Source organism: Streptomyces sp. WM6378, from assembly GCF_001279695.1.
Lineage (GTDB): Bacteria > Actinomycetota > Actinomycetes > Streptomycetales > Streptomycetaceae > Streptomyces.
The window spans coordinates 1-22,454 of record NZ_LGDD01000036.1 but is presented as its reverse complement, the minus strand read 5'-3'; the positions used below and the strand labels follow the sequence as shown (position 1 = coordinate 22,454).

Annotated in this window: 19 protein-coding genes; 8 read left to right on the top strand and 11 right to left on the bottom strand. The window is 71.5% G+C overall.

Going from position 1 to position 22,454, the window contains the following annotated elements:
* Positions 1 to 16: 16 nt before the first annotated feature.
* Positions 17 to 481 (bottom strand): hypothetical protein, encoded by a 465-nt coding sequence (locus ADK54_RS05825; RefSeq protein WP_078966151.1) that lies wholly within the window; start codon positions 479 to 481, stop codon positions 17 to 19.
* A 279-nt stretch (positions 482 to 760) separates the two neighbouring features.
* On the opposite strand from ADK54_RS05825, the gene ADK54_RS05820 reads away from it, so the two are divergent.
* Genes ADK54_RS05820 through ADK54_RS05805 form a run of 4 tightly spaced genes read left to right on the top strand, consistent with a single transcriptional unit; the run spans position 761 to position 5,111 of the window.
* Positions 761 to 3,613 carry a nitrate- and nitrite sensing domain-containing protein gene (locus tag ADK54_RS05820; protein ID WP_053724434.1) on the top strand — a complete coding sequence of 951 codons (2,853 nt, stop codon included), beginning with the start codon at positions 761 to 763 and terminating at the stop codon, positions 3,611 to 3,613.
* Positions 3,610 to 4,053: a roadblock/LC7 domain-containing protein gene (locus ADK54_RS05815; RefSeq protein WP_053724433.1), complete on the top strand. Its 444-nt coding sequence runs from the start codon at positions 3,610 to 3,612 to the stop codon at positions 4,051 to 4,053. Before ADK54_RS05820 ends, ADK54_RS05815 begins: the two co-directional genes overlap by 4 nt.
* A 28-nt stretch (positions 4,054 to 4,081) precedes the next feature.
* Positions 4,082 to 4,525: a DUF742 domain-containing protein gene (locus ADK54_RS05810; RefSeq protein WP_078966150.1), complete on the top strand. Its 444-nt coding sequence runs from the start codon at positions 4,082 to 4,084 to the stop codon at positions 4,523 to 4,525.
* Positions 4,506 to 5,111: a GTP-binding protein gene (locus ADK54_RS05805; RefSeq protein WP_053724432.1), complete on the top strand. Its 606-nt coding sequence runs from the start codon at positions 4,506 to 4,508 to the stop codon at positions 5,109 to 5,111. Before ADK54_RS05810 ends, ADK54_RS05805 begins: the two co-directional genes overlap by 20 nt.
* Positions 5,112 to 5,186: 75 nt before the next feature.
* Here the strand turns inward: ADK54_RS05805 and glpK are convergent, their stop codons facing one another.
* From glpK to ADK54_RS05775, 6 genes are all read right to left on the bottom strand, one after another.
* Complete coding sequence (glpK, locus tag ADK54_RS05800; RefSeq protein WP_053724431.1) at positions 5,187 to 6,698, bottom strand: glycerol kinase GlpK; 1,512 nt, start codon at positions 6,696 to 6,698, stop codon at positions 5,187 to 5,189.
* A 28-nt stretch (positions 6,699 to 6,726) separates the two neighbouring features.
* The gene (locus ADK54_RS05795; RefSeq protein WP_053724430.1) at positions 6,727 to 7,452 is read right to left on the bottom strand and encodes an MIP/aquaporin family protein; all 726 of its coding nucleotides are present in this window, start codon (positions 7,450 to 7,452) and stop codon (positions 6,727 to 6,729) included.
* Between the two features lie 346 nt (positions 7,453 to 7,798).
* Entirely contained in the window at positions 7,799 to 8,989 is a 1,191-nt protein-coding gene (locus ADK54_RS05790; RefSeq protein ID WP_053724429.1) for a lipid-transfer protein, read from the bottom strand.
* Positions 8,986 to 9,414 carry a Zn-ribbon domain-containing OB-fold protein gene (locus tag ADK54_RS05785; protein WP_053724428.1) on the bottom strand — a complete coding sequence of 143 codons (429 nt, stop codon included), beginning with the start codon at positions 9,412 to 9,414 and terminating at the stop codon, positions 8,986 to 8,988. The genes ADK54_RS05790 and ADK54_RS05785 overlap by 4 nt, the downstream gene beginning before the upstream one ends.
* Positions 9,415 to 9,532: 118 nt before the next feature.
* A complete protein-coding gene (locus tag ADK54_RS05780; RefSeq protein ID WP_053724427.1) occupies positions 9,533 to 9,886 on the bottom strand; it encodes a DUF962 domain-containing protein in 354 nt (117 codons plus the stop codon).
* 177 nt (positions 9,887 to 10,063) lie between these two features.
* On the bottom strand, positions 10,064 to 10,915 hold the full coding sequence (locus ADK54_RS05775; protein WP_078966149.1) for a M15 family metallopeptidase: 852 nt from the start codon (positions 10,913 to 10,915) through the stop codon (positions 10,064 to 10,066).
* A gap of 92 nt (positions 10,916 to 11,007) precedes the next feature.
* Here ADK54_RS05775 and ADK54_RS05770 point away from each other — a divergent pair, with 92 nt between their 5' ends.
* A complete protein-coding gene (locus ADK54_RS05770; RefSeq protein ID WP_053724425.1) occupies positions 11,008 to 11,553 on the top strand; it encodes an NUDIX hydrolase in 546 nt (181 codons plus the stop codon).
* A 32-nt stretch (positions 11,554 to 11,585) separates the two neighbouring features.
* On the opposite strand, the gene ADK54_RS05765 is transcribed toward ADK54_RS05770, so the two are convergent.
* A complete protein-coding gene (locus tag ADK54_RS05765; protein WP_053724424.1) occupies positions 11,586 to 13,940 on the bottom strand; it encodes a glycoside hydrolase family 31 protein in 2,355 nt (784 codons plus the stop codon).
* 217 nt (positions 13,941 to 14,157) lie between these two features.
* Here ADK54_RS05765 and ADK54_RS05760 point away from each other — a divergent pair, with 217 nt between their 5' ends.
* On the top strand, positions 14,158 to 16,146 hold the full coding sequence (locus tag ADK54_RS05760; protein ID WP_053724423.1) for an acetoacetate--CoA ligase: 1,989 nt from the start codon (positions 14,158 to 14,160) through the stop codon (positions 16,144 to 16,146).
* Here ADK54_RS05760 and ADK54_RS05755 read toward each other — a convergent pair whose 3' ends face one another.
* Positions 16,147 to 17,466, bottom strand: coding sequence for an aminotransferase class I/II-fold pyridoxal phosphate-dependent enzyme (locus ADK54_RS05755; protein ID WP_053724422.1), 1,320 nt, complete (start codon positions 17,464 to 17,466; stop codon positions 16,147 to 16,149).
* Positions 17,467 to 17,511: 45 nt separating this feature from the next.
* Here ADK54_RS05755 and ADK54_RS05750 point away from each other — a divergent pair, with 45 nt between their 5' ends.
* Together ADK54_RS05750 and ADK54_RS05745 are read left to right on the top strand one after the other, a co-directional pair.
* Positions 17,512 to 18,786 (top strand): MFS transporter, encoded by a 1,275-nt coding sequence (locus ADK54_RS05750; RefSeq protein WP_324610136.1) that lies wholly within the window; start codon positions 17,512 to 17,514, stop codon positions 18,784 to 18,786.
* Between the two features lie 24 nt (positions 18,787 to 18,810).
* A complete protein-coding gene (locus ADK54_RS05745; RefSeq protein WP_053724421.1) occupies positions 18,811 to 19,695 on the top strand; it encodes a hypothetical protein in 885 nt (294 codons plus the stop codon).
* A 106-nt stretch (positions 19,696 to 19,801) separates the two neighbouring features.
* Here the strand turns inward: ADK54_RS05745 and ptsP are convergent, their stop codons facing one another.
* Both ptsP and ADK54_RS05735 read right to left on the bottom strand, forming a co-directional pair.
* Positions 19,802 to 21,472, bottom strand: coding sequence for a phosphoenolpyruvate--protein phosphotransferase (ptsP, locus tag ADK54_RS05740; RefSeq protein ID WP_053724420.1), 1,671 nt, complete (start codon positions 21,470 to 21,472; stop codon positions 19,802 to 19,804).
* Positions 21,473 to 21,553: 81 nt separating this feature from the next.
* The gene (locus ADK54_RS05735; protein WP_053724419.1) at positions 21,554 to 22,003 is read right to left on the bottom strand and encodes a PTS sugar transporter subunit IIA; all 450 of its coding nucleotides are present in this window, start codon (positions 22,001 to 22,003) and stop codon (positions 21,554 to 21,556) included.
* Positions 22,004 to 22,454 lie beyond the last annotated feature (451 nt).

Here is a 22,454-nt window from a genome sequence, read left to right as displayed (position 1 = left end):
GCGGCGGCCGGGCGGCTCAGGCTCGGGACAGCCGCTGCCCCGAGCCGTCGGCGGACCGTATTCGCGCCGCCCGCTCGGCCGTGCGGGCGGCCCGCCGGGCCCGGCGGCGCTCCTTGCGCAGCTTGCGCGCCGTGCTGCTGGGCGTCGACACCACACCGTTGCGCTGGTTCCACACCTGGCGGGTGACCCAGACGTCGAGCACCCCCCAGGTGGCGAGCACGGTGCTTCCGACGCTGCTCAGCACCATCGGGAAGGCGAGCCACGCCCCGGCCAGTGTGCACAGGACGGCGACCATCGCCTGTATCAGCGTCGCCGCGACGATGATGACCGCGCGCACGGCCGCGATGCGGACCGGGTCGGGCAGCCGCGGTCGCACGGCAGGTTCCTCGACCCACAACGGCTGCTGCTCAACGCTCATGCCTTCAATCCTCCCCGCCCGCGGAGCCCCGATGCCCCCCACAGATACCCCCGCATCAGACATCCCGTAACAGACCTCCCGCACAGACAGACGAACGGAACTCCCCGAAGATTCCCGGGATTTGCCCGGAACGCAGAATTCCAGCCATCTGCCACAGTGGTCGAAAAGCCGCCATGGCGGGTGTCCTCGGCCAGGGACCGGGTCGTCATCTCCCGGAATACCAGGACAACTCATGATCACCGTCCGCGACGGCGGCCGAAAATCGCCCGGACGTGCCTTCGAGTTGTCTGTGTGTCAGTAGTAGGCTCACGCCGTTTGTTGACGGTTGATCTGGGGGAGGCCATGCGCTTTCGCGGGAAGTCCATCCGCAGGAAGATCGTGGCGTTGCTGCTCGTGCCGCTCGTCTCCCTCACCGCGCTGTGGGGGTTCTCCACCTATCTCACCGGCCGGCAGGCCAACGAGCTGCTGGACGTGGCGAACATCGTCAAGAAGGTCGGCTACCCCATCGAGGACACCGTCCGCGTCATCCAGCAGGAGCGCCGCCAGACCCTCGTCTACCTCGCCGACGAGCGCCCGTCCGACGCCCTCGCCGCGCTGCGCAGCCGCCGCTCCGCCACCGACACCGAGATGGCCCAAATCCGGGCGGCGGCACAGGACTCGGACGTCCGCGGCGACCTCCAGCCCCTCGCGAAGGCCCGGCTCAAGGCCGTGCTCGACGGCTTCGACTCCATGGCCTCGCTGCGCCAGTCCATCGACCAGGGCAGTGTCGACCGGCAGCAGGCGCTGGAGTTCTACAACCGCCTCGTCGACCCCTGCTACAGCTTCCTCATGAATCTCCACGCCCTGGAGAACGTGGAGATGGACAAGCAGGGCCGGGCGCTCGTCGGCATCACCCGGGCCCGCGAGATGCTGTCGCGCGAGGACGCCCTCGTGGCCTCCTCGCTGATCACTCCGAAGACGACGGCCCCCGAACTGCGCCGGATCTCCGACCTGGTGGCCAACCGGCAGCTGCTCTACGACACCAACCTGGAGATCCTGCCCGCTTCCGAACGCGACGTCTTCGAGCAGTACTGGCGCGGCCCCGACACCGAGGCCCTGCGCACCGCCGAGGCCGCCATCATCGACGCCGGGCCCGCCAAGGACCCCCGGCACATCGACGCCGCCCGCTGGCAGCAGGCCGCAACCCCCGTCCTCGACCACCTCGCCCAGATGGGCACCGAGGCCGGAAACCGCTACCAGGACCGCGTCGAGCCGGTCGCCTTCAACGTGCTCATCAAGGCCGGGCTCGCCGGCGTGCTCGGCTTCCTCGCGCTGCTGATCTCGCTGTTCATGTCCGTACGCGTCGGCCGCGAGCTGATCCGCGACCTCACCCGCCTCCGTAAGGAGGCGCACGAGGTCTCCGGCGTGCGGCTGCCGAGCGTGATGCGCCGCCTCGCCGCCGGCGAACAGGTCGACGTCGAGACCGAGGCGCCGCGCCTCGACTACGAACGCGACGAGGTCGGCCAGGTCGGCCAGGCCCTCAACACCCTGCAACGCGCCGCCGTCGAGGCCGCCGTCAAGCAGGCCGACATGCGCCGCGGCGTCTCCGAGGTGTTCGTCAACCTCGCGCGCCGCAACCAGGTGCTCCTGCACCGCCAGTTGACGCTCCTGGACACCATGGAGCGGCGCACCGAGGATACCGACGAGCTCGCCGACCTCTTCCGGCTCGACCACCTCACCACCCGCATGCGCCGGCACGCCGAGGGCCTGGTGATCCTGTCCGGCGCGGCTCCCTCCCGCCAGTGGCGCAAGCCCGTCCAGCTCATGGACGTCGTACGGGCCGCGGTCGCCGAGGTCGAGGACTACGAGCGCATCGAGGTGCGCAGGCTGCCCAGGCTCGGGGTCGGCGGCCCGGCCGTCGCCGACCTCACCCACCTGATCGCCGAACTCCTGGAGAACGCCACGGTGTTCTCGCCCCCGCACACCGCCGTCCAGGTGCACGGCGAGCGGGTCGCCAACGGCTTCACCCTGGAGATCCACGACCGCGGCCTCGGCATGGCCCCGGAGATGCTCCTCGACGCCAACCTGCGGCTCGCCGAGACCCCCGAGTTCGAGCTCTCCGACACCGACCGGCTCGGCCTGTTCGTGGTCAGCCGGCTCGCCCAGCGCCAGAACGTACGCGTCTCGCTCCAGCCGTCTCCGTACGGAGGCACCACCGCCGTCGTGTTCATCCCGGCGACGCTGCTCACTGACGCGCCCGACACCGAGGGCACCGGGTTCCGGCTCGACCGCAAGGCCGCCAAGGGCGACGGCAAGAGCGTCCCGGACGCGCCGCGCCGCGCGCTCTCCCCGCTGCCGGTCGGCATCCCCGGCCAGTCGGTCCTGGACGGACCGGTCGAACTGGAGCCGCCGCTCGACCAGTTGGGCCTGGAGGTGCCTTCCGTTCTCGAAGCGCCCCCGGGTCTCGACGAGATCGAGGCGTCCCGCGGCGGACTCCTCCGCTCGGCCCGCCGGGTGCCCGAACCGGCCGACGACCGCCAGCAGCACCAGCAGGCCGCCGACGAGGGCGAGGAGCAGGGTCCCGTGCCGCTGCCGCGCCGCCACCGGGTGCCGACCCTGGTCAGCGACAACGGCCGGCGCGTGGACGGCCCCGGACGCGGCCACCCGGCCCCCGACCCGGACCCGGCCCCCGCGGAGGGCCGCGCCTTCGGGAACCGGCTGCCCGAACGCCGTACGCCCCAGCCGCCGCGGTCCTCGACTCCCGGGGCCCCGCAGTCCCTCAGGCCCGCGCCCGCGCCGTCAGGACTGACGCCGGTGAAGCCCGCGGGCCTCTCCGAGCCGCCCGGGTCGGGGCCCGCCAACCCGGCCGACCTGCCGGGCGCGCCCAGCTCCGCACCGTCCTGGGGCAGCCTGCCCGGGCCGCAGCGGCCCGAGGACGAGACCCCGCTGGGCGGGCTGCCCCGCCGGGTCCGCCAGGCCAGCCTGGCCCCCCAGCTCAAGGGCGCCCCCGACGGTCGGCTCCCCGGCCCCGAGTCCGACGACGGGCCCGAGCCGGAGCGCGACGCCGACGAGGTGCGCGACCGCATGGCCGCACTGCAGCGCGGCTGGCAACGCGGCCGCCGCCAGAACGCCGCACCGGACACCGCGGAAGGACCGTCCGCGCCCGCCCGGGGCGACACCGCACGACGAACCACACCGGAGGGGGACGGTCGATGACCGCGCCACAGGACTCAGCCGCAGCACGCAACGCAGGGAGCGGTTCCGGCGAACTCAACTGGCTTCTCGACGAGTTGGTCGACCGCGTCGGCTCCATCCGCAAGGCACTGGTGCTCTCCAGCGACGGCCTCGCCACCGGAACCTCCCGCGACCTGACCCGCGAGGACGGCGAGCACCTGGCCGCCGTCGCCTCCGGCTTCCACAGCCTGGCCAAGGGCGTCGGCCGCCACTTCGAGGCGGGCAAGGTCCGCCAGACCGTCGTCGAACTCGACGACGCCTTCCTCTTCGTGACGGCCGCCGGCGACGGCAGCTGTCTGGCAGTCCTGTCCGACGCCGACTCCGACGTCGGACAGGTCGCGTACGAGATGACACTGATGGTCAAGCGGGTCGGCGTCCATCTGACCACCGCACCACGGACCGGCCTGCACACCGGAGGGTGAGTGGGGTACGTCATGAGCGGGGGACGCGATGAGTGACGCAGACCAGCGGGCCCAGGACCGGCTGCGCGACCCGTCGGGGGCAGCGGCCCCGGGGCGGCCGCACCACTGGTTCGACGACGACGCGGGGCCGGTGGTGCGTCCGTACGCCATGACGCGCGGCCGCACCACCAGCGTCGGCCAGCACCGTCTCGACCTGATCGCCGTGGTCGTCCCGGAACCCGCCGCCGACGACCCGGGCCGCGACCAGACGCTCTCCCCGGAACACGTGGAGATCGTCGAACGCTGTGGCGACTCCCCGCAGTCGATCGCCGAGCTCGCGGCCGGGCTCGACCTCCCCGTCGGGGTGGTCCGGGTCCTGGTCGGCGATCTCGTCGCCGACGCCCTGGTGCACGTAACCCGACCCGTTCCGCCGGCCGAGCTGCCGGACGAGTCCCTTCTCCGCGAGGTGATCAATGGCCTTCGGGCGCTCTAGCCGCAGGAAGCGGCACGTCGATCCGGTGACGCTCAAGATCCTCGTCGCCGGCGGCTTCGGCGTCGGCAAGACCACCCTGGTCGGCGCGGTGAGCGAGATCCGGCCACTGCGCACCGAGGAACGCCTCAGCGAGGCGGGCCGCCCGGTCGACGACCTCGCGGGCGTGGAGGGCAAGAGCACCACCACGGTCGCCATGGACTTCGGGCGCATCACGCTCCGCGAGGACCTGGTGCTCTACCTCTTCGGCACCCCGGGCCAGGACCGGTTCTGGTTCCTGTGGGACGAGCTGGCGCAGGGGGCGCTCGGCGCGGTCGTCCTCGCCGACACCCGCCGCCTGGAGGACTGCTTCGCCGGCATCGACTACTTCGAACGGCGCGGCATACCCTTCACCGTCGCCGTCAACTGCTTCGACGACGCGGCCCGTTACCCCGTCGACACCGTACGCGCGGCCCTCGACCTCGACCCCGAGGTGCCGCTCCTGATGTGCGACGCTCGGGTCCGCGAGTCCGTCAAGGAGATCCTCGTCGGGGTGGTCGAGCACGCCATGGCGATGTCCGCGAAGTCGCGCCAGCCCGCCACCACGTGAAGCCCCGTGCCCAAGGAGCGCAGCGCGGCCCGTACCCCCACCGACCGGGGTACGGGCCGCGCGTCCGTGGGGGGCCTACCGGCCGCCCTCCTCGTGCCAGCCGAGGCTGCGCTCCACCGCCTTGCGCCAGTTGGCGTACTCGCGCTCGCGGACCTGGCCCTCCATACGCGGAGACCATTCCACATCGCGCTGCCAGTGCGCCTTGAGTTCGTCGAGGTCCGACCAGACACCGGTGGCAAGACCGGCCGCGTACGCCGCTCCCAGGCACGTCGTCTCGGACACCTTGGGGCGGATCACGGGGACCCCCAGCACGTCCGCCTGATGCTGCATCAGGAGGTTGTTGGCGGTCATGCCGCCGTCCACCTTGAGCGTCGTGATCTGCACTCCCGAGTCCTGGTACATGGCGTCGACCACCTCGCGGGTCTGCCAACTCGTCGCCTCCAGGACGGCGCGCGCGAGGTGCGCCTTCGTCACGTACCGGGTCAACCCCGTGATGACGCCCCGCGCATCGGAGCGCCAGTAGGGCGCGAAGAGCCCGGAGAAGGCGGGCACGATGTAGGCCCCGCCGTTGTCGTCGACGCTCGCCGCGAGCGTCTCGATCTCGTCCGCGCTGCGGATGATGCCGAGCTGGTCGCGGAACCACTGGACCAGGGCCCCGGTGATCGCGATCGACCCCTCCAGGCAGTAGACCGGCGCCTGTTCACCGATCTTGTACCCGACGGTGGTGATCAGCCCGCTCTTCGAGGGGACCGGCCGGGTGCCGGTGTTGAGGAGCAGGAAACTCCCCGTCCCGTACGTGTTCTTCGCCGTCCCGGTGTCGTAGCAGGCCTGTCCGAAAATCGCCGCTTGCTGGTCGCCGAGCGCAGAGGCGACGGGAACGCCCGCCACTTGGCCGACGGCGGTGCCGTAAACCTCCGCCGAGGACCTGATCTGAGGGAGCACCGCGCGGGGCACGTTCATCGCGGCGAGGATCTCGGGGTCCCATTGCAGGGTCTCCAGGTTCATCAGCATCGTCCGCGAGGCGTTGGTGACGTCCGTGACGTGGACGCCGCCGGAGGTCCCGCCGGTCAGGTTCCAGATCAGCCAGGAGTCGATGGTCCCGAACGCGATCTCGCCGCGTTCGGCGCGGGTCCGCAGACCGGGGACGTTGTCGAGCAGCCAGGCCGCCTTGGGCCCCGAGAAGTAGCTCGCGAGCGGCAGCCCGGTGGCCTCGCGGAACCGGTCCTGCCCGTCGGTGGCGCCCAGTTCGTGGCAGAGCGCGGAGGTCCGGGTGTCCTGCCAGACGATCGCGTTGTGCACGGGCTTGCCGGTCGCCCGGTCCCAGAGCACCGTCGTCTCGCGCTGGTTGGTGATGCCGAGCGCGCTGAGCTGCTCGGCGCGCAGCCCGGCCCTGGCGAGCGCGCCCGCGACCACGGCCTGCACCTTGGACCAGATCTCGGTGGCGTCGTGCTCCACCCAGCCGGGCTTGGGGAAGATCTGCCGGTGCTCGCGCTGGTCGACGGCGACGATCGCCCCGTCCTGGTTGAAGATGATGCAGCGGCTGGAGGTGGTCCCCTGGTCGATCGCGGCGACGAACTTGTCCGTCATGGCTACCCCTGGTTCTGAAGGCTGCGGGTCAGAAGGCTGCGTGGTGGATGAGGCCGCCCAGCGCCCCGCCGATCAGCGGCCCGACGACCGGGATCCAGGCGTAACTCCAGTCGGAGGTCCCCTTGTTGGGGATCGGCAGCAGGGCGTGGACGATGCGCGGACCGAGGTCGCGTGCCGGGTTGATGGCGTACCCCGTGGGGCCACCGAGCGAAAGGCCGATGCCGACCACGACCAGCGCCACGACGAGCACCGTGACGCCGGATTCGCCGAGGCCCTTGGTGTTGCCGAAGGCAAGAACCGGCAGGACGAGCCCGATGGTCGCGATGATCTCGGTCACCAGGTTGGCGACCGGGTTCCTGATCTCGGGAATCGTGGCGAAGATGCCGAGCGTCGGCAGCGCGTCGTCCTGGTCGGCGTTGGCCTGGAACTGCGCGAAGTAGGCGAGATAGGCGAGTACGGCGCCGAGGAGCGCGCCCGTCATCTGGCCACAGAGATAGATCCACACCTGGCCCCAGCTGCCGGTGTCGATCGCGATGCCGATGGTGACGGCCGGGTTCAGCTGGCCGCCCGAGAGCGGCGCGGCCGTGTAGGCCCCGGCGAGCACGCCGAGGCCCCAGCCGAAGGCGATGACGACCCAGCCGGCCGCCCTGGCCTTGGAGTGCTTGAGGGTGACGGCGGCGCACACCCCGGCCCCGAACAGGATCAGGATCGACGTGCCGAGCACTTCACCGACGAATATGTCCCCGTTGCTCATCGCGGCTCCTAGGCCCTCGCCCGGGGGGTGCCCCGGTCTCCGTGCAGGGTGCGCGTTTCCCATGGCGGCAAGGCCGGCCGAGGGGCGAACCCGGACGCCGGCCGGCGTCGCGTCGAGCGTGCCCCTGTGGCGAAATCACCCGTGGCGGCGGCGCCGGACAGCCGTGCGCCTGCCGCGCGGCCGGGAGCCGGAAAACGGCGATGCCGAGAGACAACGGGAAGTTTTCACCGGCCGTGATGGACCGTCAAGGTCGCCGACAGCACGGCCTGTTGGCGTGCGGTGCGAAGAATGCGGGCGGGTACGTTCCGGATGCCCGGTACGTGCCCAGGTGATCGGGCATGTCGGTTCAGCGCACCGCCACCACCGAGGAGCCGTGTCCGAAAAGACCCTGGTTCGTGGTGATTCCGACCCGGGCTCCGGCGACCTGTCGAGCTCCGGCCGTGCCCCTCAACTGCCAGGTGAGCTCGCATACTTGGGCGATCGCCTGGGCGGGCACGGCCTCCCCGAACGACGCCAATCCGCCACTCGCATTGACCGGGATCCGCCCCCCGAGCGCCGTTGTCCCGTCCCGCACGAGCTTGGCCCCCTCGCCCGTGCCGCACAGCCCGAGGTCCTCGTACCACTCCAGCTCAAGCGCGGTGGACAGGTCGTACACCTCGGCCAGCGACAGTTCCTCGGGCCCGATGCCCGCCTCTTCGTACGCGGCCCGCGCGATGGACGCCCGGAACGAGTGCGGCGAGGGCTCGACGGCGGCCGCCGAGTCGGTCGCGATGTCGGGCAGGTCGAGCACCGCCTTGGGGTAGGTGGGGGTGACCGTGGAGACCGCTCGGATGCGGACCGGGTCGGCGGCGCCGTGCCGGCGGGCGAAGTCCATGCTGGTCAGGACGAGCGCCGCGGCGCCGTCCGAAGTGGCGCAGATGTCGAGCAGCCGCAGCGGGTCCGCGACGACGGCCGAGGCGGCGACCTCCTCGGCGCTGACGGCCTTGCGGTAGCGGGCGTTCGGGTTGAGCGCGCCGGCCGCCGCGTTCTTCACCTTGACCTGCGCGAAGTCGTCGACGCTGTCGCCGTGCAGCGCCATGCGGCGGCGGGCGTACAGTCCGAAGTAGGCCGGGTTGGTCGCGCCGAGCACCCGGAACCGCAGCCAGTCCGGGTCGTCGTGGCGGTCGCCCCCGGCCGGCGCGAAGAACCCCTTCGGCGCGGCATCGGCCCCCACCACCAGCACCACGTCCGCCATCCCGGCCAGGATCTGCGCCCGCGCCGTGTTGATCGCCTGCGCACCGGAGGCGCAGGCCGCGTACACGCTGGTCACGCGCGCGCCCTGCCAGCCGAGTGCCTGCGCGAAGGTCGCCCCCGCCACATAACCGGGGTAGCCGCCGCGCACGGTGTCCGCGCCGACCACCGAGTGCACGTCCGTCCAGTCGATCCCGGCATCGGTGAGCGCGGCCCGGGCCGCGACCGTCCCGTACTCGATGAAACTCCGTCCCCACTTGCCCCACGGGTGCATTCCCGCACCCAGGACCGCGATGTCGCCGCTCATGCCGCCACCTCCACGGGCCGCCAGTGCCAGGTCGTCCAGGTGGTCTCCGCGTCCTCGTTGAGGACGCCGGGCACCACCTCGACCTCCATCCCGACCGCCAGATCGGCGGTGCTCACCCCTGGCGCGGCCTGGCCGAGCACGATCATCCGCTCGGCCGCCAGCTCGACGGCGATCAGGACATAGGGCTCCCACTCCACATGTGGGTCGGACACATAAGGTGCGGGCGGCCGGTAGCGGCCGTCGGTGTACGACCACACACGGCCTCGCTGGGAGAGTGGCACCTCCTCCAGCTCGCCGCCCGCGCAGCCCGGGTTGCGGCAGAAGGAGTCCTCACGCGGAAAGAAGACGGAGGAGCAGGCGGCGCACCGGGTGCCGAGCAGCCGGAAGTCCTGCCCCGCGGCGTCCGTGAACCAGCCCGCGACCACAGGCGTGCGTGTGCGTGCGTCTGTCAAGTCCCCTCCAGGTACTCACTTCTGACGGAACGTCAGAAGTGTGCCATGGGCAACCGGAGTTGGGGAGGGGCGGTCGGGGCCGGGTCCTGGATCAGCGGTTCCCGGCCAGCCACTTGGCGGCGATCTCCCCGAGCTCGCGGTCGCGCCCGGCCAGCATCATCGAGATCATCTGCCGGTCCCCGCGCAGCGACCAGCCGGGATGCCCGAAGCTGGCCGGGTTGTTCTTCTCGATGAACCAGTGCGCGGGCCAGGCGGTCCCGTACCCGATGAGCGGCAGCGCGAGCGCGTACCGCTTGCGCCCGCGCGCGAGCCCGTAGGCGCTGAGCGCGAGCCCGGTGAGGGTGCCCGCCAGATGGACCCAGCGGGTGGCCGCCCTGGAGTGCATCGCCACGTAGTAGGGCCAGAACTCCTCGTACGAATCGAACGTCGGCTTCGTGTGCGTCATGCGGCAGAACCTAATCGCTCTTCGGAGAACCGGATACGGCTGCTGCGCGTCCGAGAAGACAGAGCGGGCGCCCGGGACCCACGGGGGTGGCCCCGGACGCCCGCTCAACCTTCAAACGGAACCAGGCGTCACAGGCACTCGCACTGGCAGTGACGGCGAGACTGGCCGAACCGGAATTTAGTGCCCGGCCACGGACCGCCATGCCACGGGGAAGTCGAAGTAGGTGTCCGGGAAGGTCTCGGGCTGGTAGGTGAAGTGCCACCACTCCTCGGGCAGATTGACGAAACCCTGCGCCTCAAGGGTGCTCTTCAGGAACTGCCGATTCGCCCGCTGTGCGCCCTGGATGCGCGGGTCGTCGGTGTGCGCCAGGGTGTCGAAGCAGTCGAAACCGGTGCCCATGTCGACGGAGTTGTCGGGGAACCGCTCGCCCTTCGGCGCGTAACAGGGCACGAGCGGCTGCCCCGGGTGGTACGGCCGGGTGGGCAGGGCGGGCAGCTTCACGATGGTGAGATCCATCGTGCTGCCCCGGCTGTGCCCGGACTTCTCGGCGATGTACCCGTCCGCGAACAGCCTCGACTTGTCGACACGTGGATAGAACTCCGCCTTCATCCGCTCGTCGTCCAGGTCCTTCGCCCAGCGCACGAAGTGGTCGACGGCCCGCTGCGGCCGGTAACAGTCGTACACCTTCAGGGAGTAGCCGTGCCGCAGCAGCTTCAGCTGCGCCCGGTGCAGCGCCTCGGCGGCCGGCCGGGTCAGGATGCACAGGGGCTGTCGGTAGCCGTCGATGGGCTCGCCCACGAAGTCGTGGGGGGTGATGTAGCGCATCTCCTGAATGATCGAGGGGTCGACGGAACTCAGCGCCACGAACGCCTCGGGTGCCTTGGGTTCCGGCGCAGCCTGTGCGGCGGGGGAGAGGGCGGTGACGGTGAGCAGCGCGGCAGCACCGGCGAGGAGCCCGCGCCAAGTCCGCAACGCCCGCGACGGTGTTCGCCGGGAGGTGAGGTCCTGCCGTTCGGTACGTCGTGTCATGTGCACACCCTCTATCAGGTCAACTGGTGGGTGGGAAAGGGCAGTTGGCTCGGGCTTTCGGTTGAGAAACGGGTGTCGACTAGAGTCCGCGCGTGACCGTGCCCCTGAAGCAGCCCATCGACGACTCCCACTGCGCTTCGTGCGGAGCACCGTACGCCGCCCCGGACGGCGACTGGCCCCGCGCCTGCACGGCCTGCGGCACGGTCGCGTACCGCAATCCGCTCCCCGTCGCGATCGCGCTGCTGCCGGTTGTCGACGCGCGCGGCACCGGGCTCGTCGTGATCACCCGCACCATCGAGCCGCAGCTGGGCGGCCTGGCCCTGCCCGGCGGCTTCATCGACCTCGGCGAGACCTGGCAGGACGCGGTCGTGCGCGAGCTCCACGAGGAGACCGGCATCGAGGCCCCGGTCGCGGAGGTCCGCCTCGCCGACGCCCTGAGCTCCTCCGAGCACCTGCTGCTGTTCGGCCTGCTGCCCGCCCGCCCGGCCGGCGCTCTGCCGCCCGCGCGGCCCACCGACGAGACGGAGGGCTGGGAACTGCTGCGCGAACCGGCCGAGTTGACGTTTCCGCTGCATACCGAGGCGGTACGGAAGTGGTTCGCGGGGGAGTACGGCCAAGGGCGGCCACCTCGTTCCTGACGAGGCGTCAGCATCACCGGTGGACGGTCGGCTCAGCGCATCGCCCCCCTCACCCGCACCGGGTACCCGACGTCGCCGCCCGCCCCGCCGTCCACCCGCTCCACCACCACCCGGCCGTTGGCCACCCGCGTCGAGAACCGCTCGACCCTCGCCGGCTCCCAGCCGTCGCCCGCGTCCCGCACCACGACCCCGCCCCCGGTACGTCCGGCGGCCGGCGCCCACACCTCAAGCTCCAGGCCGCCCCCGTCGCCCCGTACCGGGATCACCGAACCGGCCCGGGCGAGGACCGGGATCCGGGACAGGGGGGCGTTGAGGAGCACCGTGCCCGGGCCGTCGTGGGCCTCGCCGGTCGTGGTGTCGTACCAGCGCCCGCGCGGCAGCCGCACCGCCCGCCGGTCGGCGCCGCGCTCCAGGACCGGGGCCACCAGCAGCGCGTCGCCGAGCAGGAAGGAGTCCTCGCAGTCGCGCAGCGCCCGGTCTGCCGGCGCGCTCCACCACACCGGGCGCACATAGGGAGCCCCGGTGAGCCGGGCCAGCTGGGCCAGCGTCACGAAGTACGGGTGCAGCCGCTGCCGTTCGGCCAGCGCGGCCCGCGCGCCCTCAAGGACCTTCGGGCCGAACTCCCAGGGCTCCCGCCGCCCCGCCCACTTCGCGGCGTGCGTACGGAACAGGGGCAGCCAGGCGCCCAGCTGGAACCAGCGCAGATACAGCTCGGGAGACGGGCTGCCCGTGAAGCCGCCCACGTCGGGGCCCGAGTACGGCACGCCGCACAGGCCGAGGCCCAGCACCAGGGACAGCGAGGCACGCAGCCCGGGCCAGCCGGTCGCCACATCGCCGGACCAGGTGCCGCCGTAGCGCTGCATCCCGGCCCAGCCGGAGCGGGAGAAGAGGAACGGCCGCTCGGCGGGGCGCAGCCGGCGCAGCCCCTCGTACCCGGCGCGGGCCATGGTGAGGCCGTACACATTGTGGGCCTCGCGGTGATCGCCGCCCCGGCCGTCCAGGTCGTGCCGCGCGGACCTGGGCAGCGTCGGATCCCCGAACGGCGCGAAGGCCACCGGTTCGTTCATGTCGTGCCACACCCCGGCGAAGCCCTGGTCCAGCCGCTCCTGGTAGAGCCCGCCCCACCAGGTACGCGCCCTGGGGTCGGTGAAGTCCGGATAGGCGCACTCCCCGGGCCACACCTCGCCGTGCACCTCCTGTCCGTGGGCGTCCTTCACGAAGGCCCCGGCGGCGACGCCGCTCTCGTACACCGGATTCCCGCGCTCCGCCCTGACCGCCGGATCGACGATCGACACCAGCCGTACGCCCTCCTCCGCCAGGTCCTTCGCGAGACGCGGTACATCGGGAAAGGCCTCCCGGTCGACCGTGAAGACCTGGTGGGCGTCGTAGTGGTCGATGTCCAGGTGCAGCGCGGACAGCGGCAGGCCGCGCTCGGTGTACCCGCCGACGATCCGCCGCACCTCGCGCTCGCTGCCGAACCCCCAGCGCGCGTGCTGGGGGCCGAGCGCCCACGACGGAGGCAGCGCGGGCGCGCCGGTGAGTGCCGTCCAGCCCTGGAGCACCCGGGCCGGTGTGCCCGCCACCACCCAGCAGCGCAGCGGTCCGCCCTCCATGCGCAGCTCGCTGCCGCCGGGCCGGTCGTGCCCGGACCCCGCGCCCTCCTCGCCCTCGCGCAGCACCACCCGCCCGTCCCACGTGCTGTCGTAGAACGCGAGGTGGGTCCCCGCGTCCGCCACGACCAGCTGCACGGGCATCGTGATGTACAGCGGATCGTCACCCGGACCGAACCCGCCCCCGGGATCGGTGTTCCACAGCCGGTACGCACCGTCTCGCAGCCGGGGCCCGTGCGCCCGCCCTCCCAGGCCGAAGAACCGGGCGTCGGCGGCCACTTCGGACCGCTGCAGCCAGCGGGCAGGACCGCCGCCGACCGGCTCCCACCAGCGCGGCGGCAGCTCGCGCCGCAGCACCACTCCGCCCGGTGTGCTCACCTCCACCGCGCCGTGCCGGGAGACGACCACGGTCAGCCGCTCGGACACGACCCGCCAGCCGCCGTCCTTGTCCGGTTCGAGGACCGCCCGCGGATCCGGCTCGGGCGCCCGGCCGCTCAGGGCGTACGACGGCTCCGGACCAGCCCCGTCCCAGCCCCAGAACACCGCGCCGCCCACCGCCACCCGCACCTCCAGCTCGGAGCGGGCGAACCGCACCACACCGCCGCCGGCGCGCGGCTCGGCCTCGGTCACCGCCCCCGGCACCCGGGCCCGCTCCGGTCTGCGCGCGGGCAGGTCCCGCGCGTCCGCCCGGCGCCGCCGCAGGGCCGAGCGCATCGCCCGCAGCCCCCGCACCGAGCCGACCGCCTTCACCGAGCGCACCAGGTCATCGCCGTTCATGCAGCTCACCCTGCCACCCGGACGGCCCCGTGTGCGGATCGTTCAACTGCCGTTCACCCGTGGTCGCGCCACATGCCCGGGCAGCCGACTATGGGTGGGGGACCCTGGTGCGGAAGACGATCACATGGCATCGTCCCTGTCAGCCGCCTCACGCGCACACCCCTCGCGTGTGCGCGGGAAACACGCACATCACGCGTTACAGCCCGGGAGCCGACCCATGACCTCAGCAGCGAACCCCGCTCCGCAGCCCGCGCCCCTGTGGCAGCCGGACTCAGACCGCATCGCCGCCGCGCGGATCACCCGCTTCCAGGCCTGGGCGGCCGAGCGCTACGGGGCACCGGCCGAGGGCGGGTACCCGGCTCTCCACCGCTGGTCGGTCGCCGAACTCGACACCTTCTGGCAAGCCGTCGCCGATTGGTTCGACATCCGCTTCTCCTCCCCCTACGAAGCTGTCCTTGCTGATCGAACGATGCCCGGCGCGCAGTGGTTCCCGGGGGCCACCCTGAACTACGCGGAACACGCGCTGCGCACCGCCGAGGACCCCGCGCGGGCCGGTGACCCGGCCCTGCTGCACGTCGACGAGACCCACGAACCGGTCGAGATCAGCTGGTCCGCACTCCGCCGCCAAGTCGGCTCGCTCGCCGCCCAGTTGCGTGCCCTCGGCGTACGCCCCGGCGACCGGGTCAGCGGCTATCTGCCCAACGTCCCGCAGGCGGTGACCGCGCTGCTCGCCTCGGCGGCCGTCGGCGCCGTCTGGACCTCCTGCGCCCCCGACTTCGGCGCCCGCAGCGTCCTCGACCGCTTCCAGCAGGTCGAGCCGGTCGTCCTGTTCGCCGTCGACGGCTACCGCTACGGCGGCAAGGAGCACGACCGCACCGACGTCGTCGCGGAACTGCGTCGCGAGCTGCCCACCCTGCGCGCCGTCGTGCACATCCCGCTGCTCGGCACGCCCGCCCCCGAGGGCGCCGTCGAATGGTCCGCCCTCACCTCGGACGAGGTGGAGCCCGTCTTCGAGCAGGTGCCGTTCGACCACCCCCTGTGGGTGCTCTACTCCTCCGGCACGACAGGCCTGCCCAAGGCGATCGTGCAGTCCCAGGGCGGCATCCTCCTGGAGCACTTCAAGCAGCTGGGCCTGCACTGCGACCTCGGCCCCGAGGACCGTTTCTTCTGGTACACCTCCACCGGCTGGATGATGTGGAACTTCCTCGTCTCCGGCCTGCTCACCGGCACCACCGTCGTGCTGTACGACGGAAGCCCCGGCTACCCCGACACCGGCGCCCAGTGGGGCGTGGCGGAGCGCACCGGCGCCACCCTGTTCGGCACGTCGGCGGCGTACGTCATGGCCTGCCGCAAGGCCGATGTGCACCCGGGCCGCGACTTCGACCTGTCCCGCGTGAAGGGCGTCGCGACCACTGGTTCGCCGCTGCCGCCCGACGGGTTCCGCTGGCTCCACGACGAGGTGCGCGAGGACCTGTGGATCGCGTCCGTCAGCGGCGGCACCGACGTCTGCTCCTGCTTCGCGGGAGCGGTCCCCACGCTGCCCGTGCACATCGGCGAGCTCCAGGCCCCCTGCCTCGGCACCGACCTCCAGGCCTGGGACGCGCAGGGCCGGCCCGTCATCGGCGAGGTCGGCGAGCTCGTCGTCACCAACCCGATGCCCTCGATGCCGATCCGCTTCTGGAACGACCCCGACGGCAGCCGCTACCGCGACAGCTACTTCGACATGTTCCCGGGGGTATGGCGGCACGGCGACTGGATCACCATCACGGACCACGGCTCGGTGATCATCCACGGCCGCTCCGACTCGACCCTCAACCGTCAAGGCGTGCGCATGGGTTCGGCCGACATCTATGAGGTCGTCGAGCGCCTTCCGGAGATCCGCGAGTCCCTCGTCATCGGTCTCGAAGAGCCGGACGGCGGCTACTGGATGCCCCTGTTCGTGCACCTCGCCGAGGGCGCGGTCCTGGACGAGGCACTGCGTACGAGGATCAAGCAGGCGATCCGGGAGCAGCTCTCGCCCCGCCACGTCCCCGACGAGATCATCGAGGCCCCGGGCGTCCCGCACACCCTCACCGGCAAGCGCATCGAGGTCCCCGTGAAGCGCCTCCTCCAAGGCACGGCCCTCGACAAGGCTGTCAACCCCGGCTCGGTCGACAATCTCGACCTGCTGCGCTTCTACGAGGACGTCGCCCGCAAGCGCGGCTGATCAACCGCCGTAGGTGGCCTCGGACTCGCCAAGCACATCGGCGAAGTCCGAGGCCAGCCGCGCCGCCTCCGAGCCGTCCAGGCCGGCCACGGTGATGCGTACGCCAGGAGGCGAGGCCATGCGGAAGCGGGCCCCGGCCGCCACCCACCAGCCGCGCGTACGCAGCCCGTTGACGACGGCCGACTCGTCCCGCACCGGCACCCACACATTCATCCCGCTCGCCCCGTGCGCCGGAATCCCGCGCTGGGCCAGCTCCTTGACGAATGCCGTACGACGCTCCCCATAGGTGTCCTCCGCCCGCGTCACCAATAGCTGGGCCGACGGGTCGTCCAGCAAGGCCAGCACGGCCGCCTGCAGCAGATGGCTCACCCACCCGGAGGTGAGCAGCAGCCGCCCGTCGTGCCGCGCCAGCGTCACCGGATCGCAGGCGGCGGCCGCCCACCGCAGGTCCGTGCCCAGATATTTGGTCACGGTCCGCACCTGTGCCCACCGCGAAAGCCCGCCCTCCGTAAGAGAGTTGAGCTCCGCACCCGCGATCTCGGCGGCATGGTCGTTCTCGATCACCAGCACCTCGGGCGCCTGCCGCAGCACCTCGGCCAGCTCGTCGCGCCGCGCCTCGGAGAAGCAGCCGCCGTACGGATTCTGCGCCCGGGGGCTGCACACGACGGCCCGCGCCCCGCCGCGCAGCGCCTCCCGCAACTCTTTGGGCCGCATGCCCTCGTCGTCCACGGCGACCGGGATCGTGCGCAGCCCCATGGCGTGGAGCAGATCGAGCAGATGGTGGTATCCGGGGTCCTCCATCGCCACCGCGTCCCCGGGGCGCAGCTCCGTGGTCAGCAGCCGTGCGATGCAGTCGAGCGCCCCATGGGCGAACGTCACGCACTCGGACGGCACCCCGTCACCCTCGAACCACGCGCGCACCCGCTCCTCCAACTGCGGGAGCCGCGGCGTGGACCGGTGCGAGCGGGGCCCCGTCGACGGCGCGACGAGCCCCGGCAGATCCGGCAGGAAGGCCGAGTCGGGGTGGCCGCCCGCCAAGTCCCGCAGCCCTTCGGGGACTTTGGGCGGCCGCCGGGAAGCGACGGCGGGCTCCGCGGCCACCACGGTTCCGCCGCGCCCACGGGTCACGACCACACCGCGTCGGCGCAGCTCCTTGTAGGCGGTGGCGACCGTGCCGGGACTCACCGACAGGTCATCGGCCAGCCTGCGCACGGGAGGGAGCGCGTCGCCGGGGCCCAGGCCTCCGTCGGCGACCGCGCGCTCGACGGACGCGGCAATCCCCTTGGCTGTCGTACCAGAGATCGAATATTGTGCTGCCACGTAAATGATTCTGTACCAATACATAAATTCCGTCAAGGGGGAGCAATGAGCTGGAGCCGCCGCCGCGCAGCACTGTGGGAACGCATCCCGGGAGGCCTCGACGGCCGCCGGATGCTGTCGGTCGCCTTCGTGGACAGGACCGGAAGCGGCCTCTGGGAAGCCGTCTCCGTTCTTTACTTCACCTACGTGGCCGGGCTCTCGCTCGCCCAGATCGGCACCCTGGTCGCCGCGTCCGGAGCCGTCGGAATCGCGGGGGCGCCCATCGGCGGCCGCATCGCCGACCGGCTGCCGCTGACCCGCGTCCTCGTCGGCCTCCAATCGCTGCGCGCCGTCGCCGCGTTCGCGCTCCTGACCACCGACAACTTCATCCTGCTGCTCCTGATCGCCTCCGTAGGAAGCTTCGGCGACCGCTCGGCCAACGTCCTCACCAAGCTGTACGCCGCCCGGATCGCGGGCCCCGACCGCGTCCGCTACCAGGCCGTCAGCCGGACCGTCGCCAACGCGGGCTGGGCCGTCGGCGGACTGGCCGCCGCAGGAGCCCTCGCCATCGGCTCGGTCTCCGCCTACGAGTGGCTCCTGGCGGGCAACGCGCTCTCGTTCGTCGGCTCCGCCGTCATCACGGCGCTCTGCGCCGAACCCCCGGCGCCCTCGCGCACGGTCGCCAAGTCCGGCGATCCGGCGGCCAGGCCGAATCCGACCAACCCCTGGCGCGACCGCCGCTACCTGGCCTTCGTGGCCAGCGAAACGGTGCTCTTCCTGGACGATGCCGTGTTCAAGATCGGCCTCCCGCTCTGGACCGTGCACGCCACCGACGCCCCGCACGGCCTCGTCCCGCTGCTCATGGTGCTCAACAACGTGATGGTCGTCGGCCTTCAGGTGCCCCTCGCGCGATTCGGCGCCACCACGGCGGCGGCCCGGCGGCTCCTGTTCCCGCTCTCCGCGATCTTCGCGCTCGCGGGCGTGGCCATCGCAGCCTCCGCCGTACACGGCGCCGCCCTCGCCACCGCCTTCCTCCTGATCGCGACGGCCGCCTTCACGCTGGCCGAGATCATCCACGCGACGATCTCCTGGGAACTCTCGATCGCCCTCGCGCCCGACGCGGCACAGGGCGCCTACCTCGGAGTGCACGGCCTGGCCCAGTCCGTGCAGCGCAGCGTCGGACCCCTCGCCGTGACCGCGGCCATCGCGACCGGACCGGCGGGCTGGATCACCTTCGGCACCGTCATCGCGGGAACCTGCCTGGTCCAGCACCGTCTCGCCCGGCCGGGATCCCGGCGGACGCCGCTGTCAGTGCCTTCGGTTACGGTGAGTGAGCATTGATCAACACCGTGCTCAGGGGGAAACATGGCGCACGCCAATCACATCAGGGCCATCCGGCGCACACTCCGCCGTGAAATGCCGAGCACCGTCGGCCTGATCGCCGACGCGCACGACTTCACGGCCATGACGAGATACCGATCCTTCGCCTTCGACGACCACACGGCCTACCTCCGCCAGGTCGAAGGGCTGCTCCGCTCACTTGCCGCCCAGGGCGCGCACACGACGGTCGCGCTCTTCGACCCGGACGAGTTCACCGAGTTCTGTGCGTCGGAGGGCCTCGACCCGGACACGGCGGACAGCCGCACCCGCTTCACAGCCGAACTGGCAGCGGGCGGCGCCTGCGTCGCCTACGCGGGCCAGCCCATCGACAGCCTGGTCCCGCAACTCATCAACAAGGCCGTCCGCAAAGCGACTTGGGAGTACGCGACGCTGCTCCTGGCAGAGGCGGGGGAGTGCGCGGAATGCGGCCAGGACATCGGCAGGTCAGCCTTCGACCGTGCCTCGCACCTCGTCCTGAGCCTGCTGGAGGTGGCCGGCCCGGGCACCCACCACCTGGTGTGCAGCATCCCCGCCCAGGCGGAGCAGCTCATCGCAGTCCTCCACGCCGACCGGGAGGGCTTCGACCCGGTACGCCTCGACGAGAGGGACGCGGCCGAGTTCGTGACCGTCCTCGCGGCGGGCATCGCCCTGCACAGCGTCGGAGGGCTGGTACTCCGTACGACTGAATCGGGCACCCCGGACCGGCTGCACGGCTGGCGCCTGAACCAGGGCCGACTCGACCCACTGACCGCGGGCGAGGTCTTCAGCGCCTACTGCACCGACGCGGCGACGGGCGACCCCCTCGCCCCGGAACCCGACGTCGAATACCGCGCCGGATTCGCCATCGACCAGCCCGACAGCCACCACTGAAGCAACAACAAGGGGGGGGAGGCACAGAAGAGGGGCTCCCCGCCGCACCGCGACGGGAAGCCCCTCACACGGGTCTCACGACCACACCGGTCTCACGACCGTCCGTTCACTCGCCGGACAGCACCGCCTGGGCGGCCTTGCGCGCATCCTCGGCGGTGTCCGCGGCACGAGCCGCGGACGCAGCACGCTCGCACTGGGCCAGCGTGTACTTCGCCAGCGTCGCCCGCACGTAAGGAATGGAAGCCGCACCCATCGACAGGCTGGTCACACCAAGACCCGTCAGAACACAGGCCAGCAGTGGATCGGAGGCAGCCTCGCCACACACACCACAGCTCTTGCCCTCGGCCTTGGCGGCCTCGGCGGACATCGAGATCAGGTCGAGCAGCGCGGGCTGCCACGGGTCCTGAAGCCGGGACACCGCGCCCACCTGGCGGTCGGCGGCAAAGGCGTACTGCGCGAGGTCGTTGGTGCCCAGCGACAGGAACTCGACCTCCTGCAGGATCGAGCGGGCCCGGAGTGCGGCGGAAGGGATCTCCACCATCGCACCGAACTTCGCCCGCAGCCCGGCCTCCCGGCACGCGTCGGCAAACGCCTTGGCGTCGGTACGGTCGGCCACCATCGGCGCCATGACCTCGAGGTACACCGGCAGACCCTCGGCCGCCTTGGCCAGCGCGGTCAGCTGCGTACGCAGCACCTCGGGGTGGTCGAGCAGCGAGCGCAGACCACGCACACCGAGCGCGGGGTTGGGCTCGTCGGCCGGGGTCAGGAAGTCGAGCGGCTTGTCGGCGCCCGCGTCCAGAACCCGCACCACGACGCGCCCCTCGGGGAACGCCTCAAGCACCTTGCGGTACGCCTCGACCTGCTTCTCCTCCGACGGCGCCTTGGCGGAGTCGTCGAGGAAGAGGAACTCGGTACGGAACAGACCGACGCCCTCGGCGCCCGCCTCCACCGCGGCCGGAACATCGGCGGGACCGCCGACATTGGCCAGCAGCGGAACCTTGTGGCCGTCCGAGGTGGCACCCGGGCCGGACGAGGCGGACAGCGCGGCCTTGCGCTCGGCGGCGGCCCGCTCGAGCTCGGCCTGCTTCTCCTCGCTCGGGTCGACGAAAATCTCGCCCGTGCTGCCGTCCACGGCGACCAGCGTGCCTTCGGCCAGCTCACCGGCGCCGGGCAGCGCCACGATCGCGGGAACACCGAGCGCCCGCGCCAGGATGGCGCTGTGGCTGGTGGGCCCGCCCTCCTCGGTCACGAAACCGAGCACAAGGGCCGGGTCGAGCAGCGCGGTGTCGGCCGGCGCGAGGTCCCGGGCGATGAGCACGTACGGCTCGTCACTGTCCGGCACACCCGGCATCGGCACGCCGAGCAGGCGCGCCACGATCCGGTTCCGCACGTCGTCGAGGTCGGCGACGCGTCCCGCCATGTACTCGCCGGCCCCCGCGAGCAGCTCGCGGTAGTGCGAGAACGCGTCGTACACGGCGCGTTCGGCGGTGCTGCCGACGACGATGCGCCGGTCGACATCGGCCATCAGCTCCGGGTCCTGGGCGATCATCGCCTGGGCCTCGAGCACGGCCTGCGCCTCACCGCCGGCCAGATTGCCACGCGCCATCAGGTCGGCCGCCACAGCTTCCACGGCCTGGCGAGCGCGCCCCTGTTCGCGCTCGTGCTCCGATGCCGGAATCTGCTTGGCAGGCGGTTCGAGAACCGCCGTGCCCATGTGCCGAACCTCGCCGATCGCCACACCGTGGCTCACGCCGACGCCTCGCAGCGTTGTCTCCATCTCACCCGTCTCCGATAGTCGCGGCGGTCAGTGCCGCCGCCGTTGTTGTCCGTCCAGCGCGCCGTCGCAACGGCGCGGGCGTCACTGCCAGCCGAACAGCGCGTCGCCGGCCTTCACGTCACCGCTGTCGACGACACCGGAGAGGGAGTCAGTGGTGGCCTCGAGAGCCACGATGGGACAAATGGGGGACTTGCCGGCGGCCTCGACGGCGGCCGGGTCCCAGCGCACGACCTCCTGGCCGCGCGTCACGGTGTCGCCCTTGTTGACGAGGAGCTCGAAGCCCTCGCCATTGAGCTGAACGGTGTCGATTCCGAGGTGCGTCAGCACACCGTGGCCTTCGGCGTCGACGACGACGAAGGCGTGCGGGTGCAGGGACACAACGACGCCATCCACGGGCGCCACGGCCGCCGACGGCTCACGTACGGGATCAATAGCGGTGCCGGGGCCCACCATCGCGCCGGAGAAGACGGGGTCGGGCACTGCAGCGAGCCCGATGGCCTTTCCAGCAAGTGGGGACGTCACGCTAGTCATGGGGAGCCTCCCAGGGGCGGAGCTTCTAGTGTCGCCGTCACTACCTGTCCTGGACGGCGTACTGTTCAGAAGGGTAAGTCATAAGAAGTCCTAGTTCCGCACGACAGGTGACGGTTGGCGGACCTAGATGCACACCGGAAACGATTTGCCTCAACTCCCGGTGGCCTGTACTGTCGTACTCCTGCCTGACCCCATCACAACACTGTGATTCGGCGGTCGGCGGCGCCTACCAAGTCCCGATCCTAACCCGGATTTCTGACTCTGCATGCTGTGGAGACGGTGGTCAGGAAGACGGAAAAGACTTGCTAGAGTCTGAATCGCCGGAAAGCCGATAAGGCTGGAAAGCGAAATCCCCGCTCCAGCGGGTGGCAGAAACGGAAATCGGATCTGCTAAGCTGGAAACACGAAATACCGAAGGGAAGCGCCCGGAGGAAAGCCCGAGAGGGTGAGT

Coding starts and splice junctions, on each gene's coding strand:
- ptsP (WP_053724420.1), bottom strand. CDS start 21,472: ATGGAGACAACGCTGCGAGGCGTCGGCGTGAGCCACGGTGTGGCGATC.
- ADK54_RS05810 (WP_078966150.1), top strand. CDS start 4,082: ATGAGTGACGCAGACCAGCGGGCCCAGGACCGGCTGCGCGACCCGTCG.
- ADK54_RS05735 (WP_053724419.1), bottom strand. CDS start 22,003: ATGACTAGCGTGACGTCCCCACTTGCTGGAAAGGCCATCGGGCTCGCT.
- ADK54_RS05765 (WP_053724424.1), bottom strand. CDS start 13,940: ATGAACGGCGATGACCTGGTGCGCTCGGTGAAGGCGGTCGGCTCGGTG.
- ADK54_RS05820 (WP_053724434.1), top strand. CDS start 761: ATGCGCTTTCGCGGGAAGTCCATCCGCAGGAAGATCGTGGCGTTGCTG.
- ADK54_RS05775 (WP_078966149.1), bottom strand. CDS start 10,915: ATGACACGACGTACCGAACGGCAGGACCTCACCTCCCGGCGAACACCG.
- ADK54_RS05825 (WP_078966151.1), bottom strand. CDS start 481: ATGTCTGATGCGGGGGTATCTGTGGGGGGCATCGGGGCTCCGCGGGCG.
- ADK54_RS05750 (WP_324610136.1), top strand. CDS start 17,512: ATGAGCTGGAGCCGCCGCCGCGCAGCACTGTGGGAACGCATCCCGGGA.
- ADK54_RS05760 (WP_053724423.1), top strand. CDS start 14,158: ATGACCTCAGCAGCGAACCCCGCTCCGCAGCCCGCGCCCCTGTGGCAG.
- ADK54_RS05745 (WP_053724421.1), top strand. CDS start 18,811: ATGGCGCACGCCAATCACATCAGGGCCATCCGGCGCACACTCCGCCGT.
- ADK54_RS05795 (WP_053724430.1), bottom strand. CDS start 7,452: ATGAGCAACGGGGACATATTCGTCGGTGAAGTGCTCGGCACGTCGATC.
- ADK54_RS05790 (WP_053724429.1), bottom strand. CDS start 8,989: ATGAGCGGCGACATCGCGGTCCTGGGTGCGGGAATGCACCCGTGGGGC.
- ADK54_RS05780 (WP_053724427.1), bottom strand. CDS start 9,886: ATGACGCACACGAAGCCGACGTTCGATTCGTACGAGGAGTTCTGGCCC.
- ADK54_RS05815 (WP_053724433.1), top strand. CDS start 3,610: ATGACCGCGCCACAGGACTCAGCCGCAGCACGCAACGCAGGGAGCGGT.
- glpK (WP_053724431.1), bottom strand. CDS start 6,698: ATGACGGACAAGTTCGTCGCCGCGATCGACCAGGGGACCACCTCCAGC.
- ADK54_RS05805 (WP_053724432.1), top strand. CDS start 4,506: ATGGCCTTCGGGCGCTCTAGCCGCAGGAAGCGGCACGTCGATCCGGTG.